The sequence below is a fragment of the candidate division WOR-3 bacterium genome (genome assembly GCA_016867815.1).
Taxonomy (GTDB): domain Bacteria; phylum Hydrothermota; class Tepidihabitantia; order Tepidihabitantales; family Tepidihabitantaceae; genus UBA2258.
This window is the reverse complement of sequence record VGIR01000093.1, coordinates 1-11,072: the sequence shown is the minus strand read 5'-3', so window position 1 is coordinate 11,072 and position 11,072 is coordinate 1. Positions and strand designations below refer to the sequence as shown.

Genomic DNA, 11,072 nt, shown 5'->3' with positions numbered 1-11,072 from the left:
CGAGTCGATGTGGGGGGTGTAGATTGGCCTGTGCTTGCCCATCAAACGAACAGCTATCTGTGTGGCGAGGCGGCCCAAGGTCTGACCGCCGGCGTCAAACAGATACCACTCGCTCTTTATGTCGTCGTTCCTGGCGACGTAAGTCTTCATCTTAGCTATCCTTATACCAATTTCGCTACTACTGTCAATGCTAGACGGGCTCTTTAGAAAGCCGTTGGTCGCTGCGCAGACCTGAGCCACCGTGCCGCCAACAGGCTCAAGGGCCCGGCAGAGAATGGCTATGATACTGATTTCCCGAGACAAATCAATAGCTGAGTTGGGCCGCCCCGGCGTTGCGTCCCGGCGCATTTCTTGACTTAGCCGGACGCGCCACTATCTTGACTGTTCATGACTGGCGGAGCCAAGAAGATCCGGCGCGGGGTTGACGGCAAGAGCGTGTTCGCTTCGATAGATGAGGCGCTAGCCGACTTGAGGGCAGGGCGCTTCGTCATCGTGGTTGACGACGAAGGCCGCGAAAACGAGGGCGACTTCGTCTGCGCGGCCGCGAAGATCACCGCCGACAAGGTCAACTTCATGGCCCGCCACGGCCGCGGGCTTATCTGCGTGCCTCTTACCATGAGCCGGTGCCACGAGCTTGCGTTGCCTCTGCAGACCGAGGGCAACACCGCGCTGCACGGCACGGCGTTCACTGTCTCAGTCGATTCAGCCAAGGGTGCGACCACCGGCATCTCTGCCCATGACCGCGCCATGACCATCAGAGCCCTTGTGAATCCCAAGACGCGGCCGGAGGATCTGGCTCGACCCGGCCACATCTTCCCGCTCATAGCCCAGGATGGGGGAGTGCTGGTACGTGCCGGTCATACCGAGGCGACGGTGGACTTTGCACGGCTGGCAGGTCTGGGCGAAGCCGGCGTGCTGTGCGAAATCATGGCCGACGACGGCACCATGGCGCGCCTGCCCGGGCTGCAGACGGTCGCGAGGCGCTTCCAACTCAGGATTGTCACTATCAAGGATCTGATTGACTATCGGCGGCAGCGTGAAAAGCTCATCCGCAGGGTCGTCGAAACCGTTCTACCGACCGACTACGGCGACTTTCGTGCTGTCGTCTACGAGGATGTTGTCGAACCCTATGCCCACATCGCCCTGGTCAAGGGCGACGTGCGGCACAAGGAGCGAGTGCTCGTACGTGTTCACTCTCAGTGTCTGACCGGAGACGTGTTTCACTCGCAACGCTGCGACTGCGGGCCGCAGCTCGCGCAGGCGATGAAGCTGGTCGCCCGCGAGGGCCGGGGCGTGGTGTTGTACATGCGGCAGGAGGGGCGGGGTATCGGCATAGCGAACAAGCTGCGGGCCTACGCCCTGCAGGACCAGGGGCTCGACACAGTTCAGGCCAACATCGCACTCGGGTTTGAACCGGACCTGCGCGACTACGGCATCGGCGCGCAGATACTATGCGACCTCGGGCTTTCGAGCATCCGGCTGCTCACCAACAACCCCCGCAAGATAGTCGGGCTGCGCGGATTCGGACTCGACGTTGTGGGCCGGGTGCCGCTAGTGGTCCGGCCGGGCAAGAAGAACATTCGCTATCTGGTGACAAAGCGAGATCGGCTCGGGCACCTGCTCGGTGATCTGGAGAAAGGAGTCATCAATGGAAACCAGGGAGTTCAAAGGCAAGCTCGACGCAACCGGCCGTAGGTTCGCGCTCGTAGTATCGCGCTTCAACGACCTCGTGGGGAAGCAGCTTCTCGCGGGCTCGCTCGACTGCCTCGACCGGCACAATGCCAAGGCGGCTGACGTCATCTGGGTTTCGGGGGCGTTCGAAATCCCGGCTGTCGCGCTCCGCGTCGCCTCGATGAAGAAGTATGATGCCGTTGTCGCACTCGGCGCGGTCATCCGCGGCGACACGCCGCACGCCGAGTACGTATCCTCGGAAGTGGCGAAGGGGATCGCCCACGTGTATCTAGAGACGGGAGTCCCGGTGGCTTTCGGGGTCATAACCGCAGATACGCTTGAGCAGGCGCTGGAGAGGGCCGGAGCGAAGGCCGGCAACAAGGGTTGGACCGCGGCGCTTTCGGCTATCGAAATGGCGAACCTAGAGAAGCAGAAGTTCGCATAGGACCAGGGATTCAGGGGTACACTAGTCGATGATGCGGGCCCGGGTACTGGTCGTCCAGATTCCTTGAGCCCGAGGGCTGTCTTACGATGACCAACCGCCGACTGGCTCGTGAGTCCGCGCTCGAAGTGCTGTACCGGCTCGACCTGGTCGGCGACGAGCCGGAGAACACGATTTCCGAGATACTGCTGCGCAAGAACCCTTCGGATGAGGCCGAGACCTATCTGCGCCGGCTTGTGGATGCGGCGCTGGGACGCCAGCAGGAGACAGATGCAGTTCTGCGCCGGCACCTGACGCGCTGGCGGCTCGAACGGCTGACCGTGCTGGATCGTGCCATACTGCGCTTGGCGGCGGCGGAGATCCTCTACTTCGACGACGTTCCGCCCAAGGTGTCAATAAACGAGGCGGTGGAGATAGCGAAGAAGTACGGCGACGACGAGGCCGGCAAGTTTGTCAACGGGGTGCTCGACGGTGTCTTCCAGGAATCGGATCCGTCACACTAGTCCCCACAGGACGAGACCTCAGAGAGGGTCGGCAGCCCAGGTCCCGCAAGAGCGGGCGTCCTCGGCGGCGGTTCGGGCGCAGCGCACCGCGTGAGAATCGGCGTCATTTCCGATATCCACGGGAACCTTGAGGCCCTTGAGGCAGTAGTCGCTGTACTCAGGGACAAGGGCGCGACGCAGTTCGTCTGCTGTGGCGATATCGTCGGATACGGTTCCGACCCCAACCTCTGCGTCGAGGCGATCCGTCGCATGCGCTGCACGTGCGTCGCGGGCAACCACGACTACGGCGCGATCGGCAAGGTCCCGATCGACGCCTTCAACTCGGTCGCCGCCCAGGCGCTGCTCTGGACCCGGAGCCGGCTCACCGAGTCGAACCGGCTCTTCCTGGAGAAACTGCCCCTCACTGCCGAAGAAGGACCGCTATTCGTCGTTCATTCGTCTCCTTCCGCCCCTGCCGCCTGGGAGTATGTCCTGAACCTGCGCGCGGCCGATCGCGAAATGGAGCACTACGCGAGCGGCGTGTGCATGGTTGGTCATTCGCACCAGCCGTTTGCGGCCGAACGCCAGCCGGGAAGACCGGCTCGGATCGTGCGTGAGGATGCATTCAAGGTGCTGGCAAAAGCCAGGTACTTCATCAATGCAGGGAGCGTCGGCCAGCCGCGTGACTGCGACCCACGAGCTTGCTGTCTGATGTATGACGAGGCCGTGCAGGAGGTGACGTACCTGCGAGTAGCGTACGACATTGCGGCGGTGCAGGCCAAGATACGCGCAGCCGGCCTGGCCGAGTACCTCGCCTCGCGCCTCGAATCCGGGCGCTGAGGGGACAGCAAAGAGCAGCAGTCGCCACGGGTAGAGTCGGCGGCAGTGGGTACGTTTCGGGTCTCGGCCACCGCCAGATAGTCGAGGCAATCGTCAGCGGGTCGGCACTTCCAGCCTCCGGTATCCGGCTCGGGTCAGTTTTCCTCGGGTCTTCGGCCGGTAGACTTGACACCGGCTCTCGAACGCCTAGCATCTTAGGTGGTGTGATTACGAACACGTCTGCGTGGCGAAGTCCCCGGCGGGTCGCATCCACAGCCGGCCACAGGTGCGAAGAACGATCATGAGGCCATAGGCTTGAGTAGTCGTTCGCTCAGTTCCAGCGTTCCAAAGAACACCGATGAGCACGAGGTTGCATCGGGTCCATCCTACAAACGCGGCGACGTCATCGGCCAGAAGTACGAAGTCTATGGCGTCCTCGGCTCGGGTGGGATCGGTGCGGCCTACCTGGTTTACTCGCACGAAGCCAGGGAAGTCTACGTCCTGAAGACATTCCGTGACGAGTATCTAGCCGATACCCAGGCGAGGGAGCGGTTCCGCAGGGAGGCGAGTAACTGGGTGGGGGTGGGACGACACCCGCATCTTGTGCGCGCGCACCACGTCATCAACATCGCGGGCAGGCTCTTCGTTGGCTTAGAGCACGTGGCGCCCGACGAGAGCGGTCTGAACACCCTTGAAGGCTACCTGCAACACCGGCCTCCCGACCTCGCGCAGGGACTGCACTGGGCGGTGCAGTTCTGCCACGGAATGGAGTATGTCCTCTCCAAAGGCATTCGCTGCCACCGAGATATCAAGCCCGCCAACATCATGATCGGCCAGGACAAGACGGTCCGGATAGCCGACCTCGGAATGGCAGCGGTCCCGGCCGCACCGAGGGGGCTGTCCGTGGGGCTGAGTGTCAGACAAGGCACGGTCGGCCTGTCCGGGCCTTTTCTAGAGGGCCGCGGGTTTGGCACTCCAACTCACATGGCGCCAGAGCAGTTTGTGAATCCCGCGCACGGCGACGAACGCAGCGACGTCTACTCGTTCGGCGTGGTGCTGTACCAGATTGCCAGCGGAGGCCGACTTCCCTTCCTTACGACCATGCCAGAAACCGTGCAGGAGACGACCCGGTTCTGGGGAGATATGCAGCGGCTCCACGCCAAGGCACCGGTGTCGGCACTCGACTCCCCGTTGTCCTCCGTCGTTCAAGGCTGCATGGAAAAGGAGCCGGGCCGGAGATACCAGACCTTCAAAGACCTGCGCGCGGACCTCGAGCTGTTGTTCGAGCGTCAGGTCGCCCCGCCAGTACTTGAGGTACCCGAGGCTTGGGAATGGTACAACAAAGCCACCAGCTTGCGCTGCATGGGCCGAGACGAAGAGGCGATCCGCTGTCTGGATCGGGCAATCGAACTTGCCCCGGGACACGAGCCGGCGTGGTGCAGCAAGGGTATAATCCTCCACCGCCTGGGGCGGTACGATGAAGCCCTGCTCTGCCACGACAAAGCCCTCGAGCTCTCGAAAGTAAGGATGTTGCCGTGGCTCCAGGCAGACTCATCCCCCAGCAGCAAGAACAATCTGGCCGCGGTTTGGAGCAACAGGGGCGCGACGCTGCGCAGTCTGGGCCGGGATGAAGAGGCGATTGCCTGTTTCGGGAAGGCACTCGAAATCGACCCGCGAGATGTCCTTGCCTGGCACAATCAGGGCAACACGTTTCACAGCCTCGGCCGGTACGAAGACGCAATCAAATGCGCCGCCCGAACGCTCGAACTCGATCCGCGGAATGCAGCGGCCTGGAACAACAAAGCGAACAGCCTCAGCTGTCTGGGTCGGTATGATGAGGCAATCCGGTGCTGTGAAAAGGCTCTGGAGATAGACGTGAATCACGCCCTGGCTTGGTGGAACAAAGGGGACTGCCTCGACGGTCTCGAGCGCCGCGAGGAGGCTCTTGTCTGCTACGACAAGGCCCTGGAGATCAACCCGCGGCTCGGGGCCGCATGGCAGCGGAAGGGGAACGACCTTCAGTTGCTGGGTCGGCAACAGGAGGCGGTGAGGTGCTATGATAACGCGCTGGAGATCGACCCGCAGAACCTGAACGCCTGGTCCAATCTGGCGGTCAGCTTCGACAGTCTCGGCCGATGCGAGGAGGCCCTGCGTTGCTTTGAAAAAGCCCTGGGGATTGACCCGCAGAACGTCGCGGTCTGGACCAACAAAGGCGCGAGTCTGCACAGCCTGGGCCGGGACCAGGAGGCTCTCGTCTGCTACGACAAGGCCCTTGAACTTGACTCGGCCTGTGCCCGAGCCTGGAACAACAAAGGCGCGAGTCTCAACAGCCTGGGCAGGCACGAGGAAGCCATTCCCTGTCTCGATCGGGCCCTGGGAATCGACCAGGCCTATGCAGGGGCCTGGAACAACAAGGGCAGCAGCAACTTCGGCCTGGGTCGGTACGAGGAGGCACTCCGTTGCTACGACAATGCCCTCTACCTTGTCGCAGACGACGTCGCTGCCTGGTACAACAAGGGCAACGCGGTCTTTCGGCTCGAGCGGCTCGAGGAGGCACTGAGCTGTTACGACAAGGTCATCGAGCTTGAGCCGGGCTACGCGGCGGCGCAGTACAACAAGGGACTGGTTCTCGACAGTTTGGGCCGCCGGGAAGAGGCGGTCGCAAGCTACGACAAGGCACTGGAGCTGCGACCAGGGCTGGTGGCGGCGTGGCGCAACCAGGGTTTCGACCTCTACCATTTGGGCCGGTACGAAGAAGCAGTGGCGTGTCTGGACAAAGCCCTCGAACTCGACCCCAAGCTGGTCGCGGCCTGGCACAACAAGGGCAACGCCCTGTTCCGTATGGGCCGATACGAAGAGGCGAGCAGTTGCTACGACAAGGTCCTGGAGTTGGAGCCGCAGCACCTGGGAGCGCTGAACAACAAGGGCAACACTCTTGACAGCCTCGGCCGGCACGCGGAAGCGGTGGCATACCTCGAGAAGGCTCTGGAGCTCAACGGACAGCACCCGGCGGCATGGAACAACAAGGGACTCGGCCAGGACAGCCTGGGGCAGTACGAGGAGGCAATCAGGTCCTATGACAAGGCCCTGGAGCTCGACCCGAGCTACGTGGGCGCCTGGAACAACAAAGGCGGCAGCCTGTACAGGCTGGGACGCGATGCTGAAGCTCTCGCCTGCTACGAGAAGGCGCTGGAACTCGGTCCGCAGGAAGCCGGCGTCTGGCGTAACAAGGGTGACGTGCTGAACCGGCTGGGGCGATACGAAGACGCTATTCTGTCCTATGAGAAGGCGCTCCAGACTGCCCCCGGCGAGGCCGGGGCCTGGCGCAGTCGGGGTGACGTCCTGAACCGACTCGGCACAAACGATCCAGAGGTGATCCGCTCCTACGAGAAGGCGCTGGAGTTCTCTCCGCAGGAGGCCAGGGTCTGGCGCGACAAGGCCGAGGTGCTTGCCCGACAGGGACGCCTGGATGAGGCACTCGCCAGCTACGAGAGAGCGATGGAGCTGGCCACGCCGGACGCAGGCATCTGGCGCAGCAGGGGCGATGTGCTTATCCGGCTTGCACGCTACGAAGAGGCGATTGGCTGCTACGACCAGGCCCTTGCGCTCGAGCCGAAGCACGCTGAGGCCCTGAGCGCCAAGGGGCTGAGTCTCTACAGCCTCGGACGCTATGACGAGGCTATCGCCGCATGCGACCAAGCTCTGGAACTTGATCTCGGGCTCGCCGTTACCTGGTACAACAAGGGGCGGAGTCTGCACTGCTCGGGTCGCCACGAAGAGGCACTCGCCGCCGTCGAGCAGGCACTGGTGTTGTCGCCACTTTTCGCTCTCGCCTGGAACCAGAAGGGCCTGAGTCTTGCCAGCCTGGGCCGTCACGCGGACGCGCTGGGCAGTTATGACAAGTGCTTGGATCTCGACCCGCGCAACGCCGCCGCCTGGTCGAACAAGGGTATCAGTCTTGGGGCATTGAAGCGCGACGAAGACGCGGTTCGTTGCTACGACAAGGCGCTGGAAATCGCCCCGCGGTTCGCCGAGGCCCTCTACCATCGGGGGCTTGCGCTGTCGCGCGCGGGACGGCCTGAGGACGCCGTGCGCTCGCTTGACGATACACTGGAGCTGGAGCCGCGGAATGCTGATGCCTGGCTCACCAAAGGCGTCGACCTCCACAGTCTTGGTCGCTACGAAGAGGCGGTCAAGTGCTTCGACAAGGGGTTGGATCTCAACCCGGCCCTGACGGCAGCGTGGGCTGCGAAGGCGGCCAGTCTCACCGCCATCGAACGCCACGAGGATGCGCTGGCCTGCTACGACAAGGTGCTGGTGCTCGACCCGCGGAACGTCGCGGCCTGGAACGGCCGATGTCTCTCTCTGGTGAACCTCGACCGCTACGAAGAGGCGGTCGCCGGCTATGACCAGGTGCTCGATCTCGACCCGGCCAACCCGCAGGCCTGGACCAGCAAGGGCAGCGCCCTCGATGCTCTGGGCCGCTCCGAAGACGCCCTGGTCTGCGTCGACAAGGCGCTGGAGTTCGCCCCGTCCGACGTCGGTGCCCTGCGGGCGCGGGGCGATATCCTCAGCCGGCTCGGCCGTTTCGAAGAGGCGATACACTCATACGACGAGTCGCTGGAGCAGGACCCGTGGGCGATCGACACCCAGAACAACAAGGGCCTCAGCCTCGACAGCCTGGGGCGGCACGAAGAGGCCATCGCCTGCTACGACGAGGTGCTCAGGCAGGACGCCAGCAACGTGCTGGCCCTGTACAACAAAGGCCGCAGTCTGCACGTCCTCGGCCGGTACGAAGAAGCGATCAAGTGCTGCGACCGGGTCCTCGAGCTTGACCCGCAGTTCGCGCTCGGCTGGAACCACGAAGGCCTAATCCTCGCCAGCGGGGGGAAGCACGAGGAGGCGGTCCACGCCTTCGACAAAGCGCTGGAGATCGACCCGCTGAATGCCAACGCCTGGGCCAACACCGCCATCAGCCTGGCCTACCTGGGACGACACGTGGAGGCACTCCGATGCTACGGGACAGCCCTGGATCTCGAGCCCGGGGCCGTCAGCGTCTGGTACAACAAAGGGCTGCTGCTGCGGGAGATGGGCCGGCTCGAAGAGGCAATCGACTGCGCCGACAAGGTCATAGGGCTCGATCCGCACTACGCCATGGCCTGGTACGGCAAGGCGCTCGACTTGGAGACAATCGGCCGCAGAGAAGACGCGGCCGATTCTTACCGGCACTTCATCGAACTTGCTCCGACCGAGTACGCGGAGCAGCTCGCCTTTGCCCAACAACGTTTCGCAGAGCTCTCCGTGAAGCCGGAGCGACCTCAAACGCAGACCGCGAAGACGGAAAGCAAAAGCCGAAGACTCGCCTCCAACCGCAAGCGCTAGACTGAACTGCTCAGTCGTACATCGTTAGTTTGCCGGCCCCGTCGGCTTCGACTTGGCCGCACTGTATCTGCGGCACTGGCCCGCCACCATTCTCCTTCATACTGCTACCTGCCATCGGCAGCTGCCCCAGTCTCTTCGGCGTGTCCCTGGGGCTGAGTCGCGCCCTGTTGGTTGACCACGAGACTGAGCGACGGGTAGACCACAGCCGACGCGTCGACGCGGGCGCCTGGCGCGGTGGGTCGCCTGCCGGGACTGCGGCGTGTCGACTCGTCTGCGGCCGCACTTGACAAGCGTCTCTCCCAGATGCATTATGTCCAAGTCCTAAAGGGAGGTTAGTATGCAGTTGAGGCACGCGGCGGTATGCGCCGCACTACTGTCTCTCGTTGCCGCTGCTGCATCGGCGCAGCAACCGGCGATGATATACGGCGATACGCTTGACGAGCGGGCGCTCGCGCTGGTCGAGGCCTCGGACTCGGGCTATTGCCTTGCGGGCTGGACCCGGAGCTACGGGTACAATGCGCCCGCCTTTTCCAACATCCTCGTCGTCAAGACCAACCCGGCGGCCGTGCCGCAGTGGTCGCTCGTTTCGGCCGGTACGGACGACGAGGAGGCGAATTCGCTGGCCCGGACCAGGGACGGGGGGTATGCCTTCTGCGGCTGGACGCGGAGCTACGGCCCAGGCATCCCCAGTGCGAATGCGCTGGTGGTCAAGCTCACAGCCGCCGGCGCCCGGCAGTGGGCGTGGGCCTTTGGCGGGGCTGCCGACGACCGGGCGTTTTCCGTCGTCCAGACCAAGGACAGCGGCTACGCGCTCGTCGGGTATACGTACACGTACGGACCGCCACCCTACCCCAACATCATGGTGGTGAGGCTGAACCCGATCGGGCTACCCATGTGGGCCAAGGCCTACTGGTGCAACCCGCATCTGGGTGAGGATGAGGGGTACTCGATCATACAGACCGTTGATGGCGGATACGCTGTTGCCGGTCGAGCCAAGATCCGCGCCTCGGCCGACTTTGACGCGTTCGTGCTGAAGCTGGACCCGATGGGCAATGTGATGTGGATGAACTTCGTGCCCGGTGACGCCGCCGACGAGGCGTACTCGGTAGCGGAGGACCAGCAGGCGAACGTGATGGCAGCAGGTTGGACTCTAAGCTACGGTACGAACCCGATGGTCAGAACTGACATCTTCGTGCTGCAGTGTACGCAATCCGGTGTCCCGATATGGCAGTCAACATACGGCTGGGCCGCTGATGACGAACAGGTGCTCGACGACCGGTCGCTGGTCACGACCTTTGACGGGGGGTCTGCGCTGTGCGGCCCGACCAGGAGCGTGGGACCGGGAGCGCCCAATCCGAACCTACTGCTGCTCAAGCTCACCCCGGCTGGTGCTATCCAGTGGGCCCATTCGCACCCGAGTCAGAACTATCCCGGATCCGCTTCCGACGTGCCGTATCCACTCATACAGCTTGCTGCCGGTGGGTATGCGGCGGCCGGCTGGACGAACAGCTTCGCCTTCCTGGGCGGAGACGATTTCCAGTTCGCGTCCTTTGGTCCCAACGGCAGCCGGGTGATATGCACCGATTCGCAGTTTCCGATCCAGGACACACTCCGCGTTGACGGCGGGCAGATGCGCGACACGACGTTCATGTACGATTGGGATTCGCTGCCCCTGCAGTCGGAGACCGTCTCCTATCACGCGATATGCGACACCACCGTGGGGGTCGGAGAGCAACCGGACCGGGCGGCGAGTACCAGCGGCGTCAGGCTGGTGGTGGACGGGGGTATATCGCTCGAGCTTGCCCATGCTGCCCATGTGGACATTCGCTTGTACGCGATTGATGGTCAACGTATCACGGTACTGGTGCACGGACGCCTTCGGGAAGGTGTGAACCGGCTGCGTTTGCCGGCTTCGACTGCTCCGGGGGTCTACATCGTATGCGGCCGTGTCGATAGCGCGCCGGTTTCGTTCAAAATCCTGAAACTCTAGCCGGTCTGGCTCTAAGTTGCGAGGGGCGGCCAAGGCGGCCGCCCCTCGTGATGTCTGGTGTCGCTCTACTTGAGGACCGCGGTCTTCTGGGCGTAGAGCCCGGCCGGCGTCTTGACCTGCACCAGGTAGGTGCCGTTCGCGAGCTTGGTGCCGTCCAGTTGGAAGCTCAGGCGCTGGCCGATGACGGCGGTACGGGTTTCGCTTCCGACCAGCCGGCCGTCCGACGCGTAGGTCCTGAGTTCCACTCTGCCTGACACCGGCGCGATGAACTCGATCAGGGCTTGGC

At 63.3% G+C, this 11,072-nt stretch carries 7 protein-coding genes; 6 read left to right on the top strand and 1 reads right to left on the bottom strand.

What is annotated here, in order from left to right; genetic code table 11:
• The coding region (gene rplM, locus FJY68_11715; protein MBM3332494.1) for a 50S ribosomal protein L13 at positions 1–150 on the bottom strand (150 nt) is incomplete at its 3' end.
• A 285-nt stretch (positions 151–435) separates the two neighbouring features.
• Here rplM and FJY68_11710 point away from each other — a divergent pair.
• The 6 genes from FJY68_11710 (at position 436) to FJY68_11685 (ending at position 10,786) form a co-directional block, all read left to right on the top strand.
• Entirely contained in the window at positions 436–1,695 is a 1,260-nt protein-coding gene (locus FJY68_11710) for a bifunctional 3,4-dihydroxy-2-butanone-4-phosphate synthase/GTP cyclohydrolase II (protein ID MBM3332493.1), read from the top strand.
• Complete coding sequence (locus tag FJY68_11705; GenBank protein ID MBM3332492.1) at positions 1,649–2,116, top strand: 6,7-dimethyl-8-ribityllumazine synthase; 468 nt, start codon at positions 1,649–1,651, stop codon at positions 2,114–2,116. The genes FJY68_11710 and FJY68_11705 overlap by 47 nt, the downstream gene beginning before the upstream one ends.
• Before the next feature lie 86 nt (positions 2,117–2,202).
• Positions 2,203–2,616: a transcription antitermination factor NusB gene (gene nusB, locus FJY68_11700; GenBank protein MBM3332491.1), complete on the top strand. Its 414-nt coding sequence runs from the start codon at positions 2,203–2,205 to the stop codon at positions 2,614–2,616.
• 90 nt (positions 2,617–2,706) lie between these two features.
• Positions 2,707–3,435, top strand: a complete 729-nt coding sequence (locus tag FJY68_11695; GenBank protein ID MBM3332490.1) for a metallophosphoesterase family protein — start codon at positions 2,707–2,709, stop codon at positions 3,433–3,435.
• 294 nt (positions 3,436–3,729) lie between these two features.
• Positions 3,730–8,796, top strand: coding sequence for a tetratricopeptide repeat protein (locus FJY68_11690; protein MBM3332489.1), 5,067 nt, complete (start codon positions 3,730–3,732; stop codon positions 8,794–8,796).
• A gap of 337 nt (positions 8,797–9,133) precedes the next feature.
• Positions 9,134–10,786, top strand: a complete 1,653-nt coding sequence (locus FJY68_11685) for a hypothetical protein (protein ID MBM3332488.1) — start codon at positions 9,134–9,136, stop codon at positions 10,784–10,786.
• Positions 10,787–11,072 lie beyond the last annotated feature (286 nt).

What these genes read in the sequence shown, in the direction of transcription:
- FJY68_11705 (MBM3332492.1), top strand. Translation starts at nt 1,649, where the DNA reads ATGGAAACCAGGGAGTTCAAAGGCAAGCTCGACGCAACCGGCCGTAGG.
- nusB (MBM3332491.1), top strand. Translation starts at nt 2,203, where the DNA reads ATGACCAACCGCCGACTGGCTCGTGAGTCCGCGCTCGAAGTGCTGTAC.
- FJY68_11685 (MBM3332488.1), top strand. Translation starts at nt 9,134, where the DNA reads ATGCAGTTGAGGCACGCGGCGGTATGCGCCGCACTACTGTCTCTCGTT.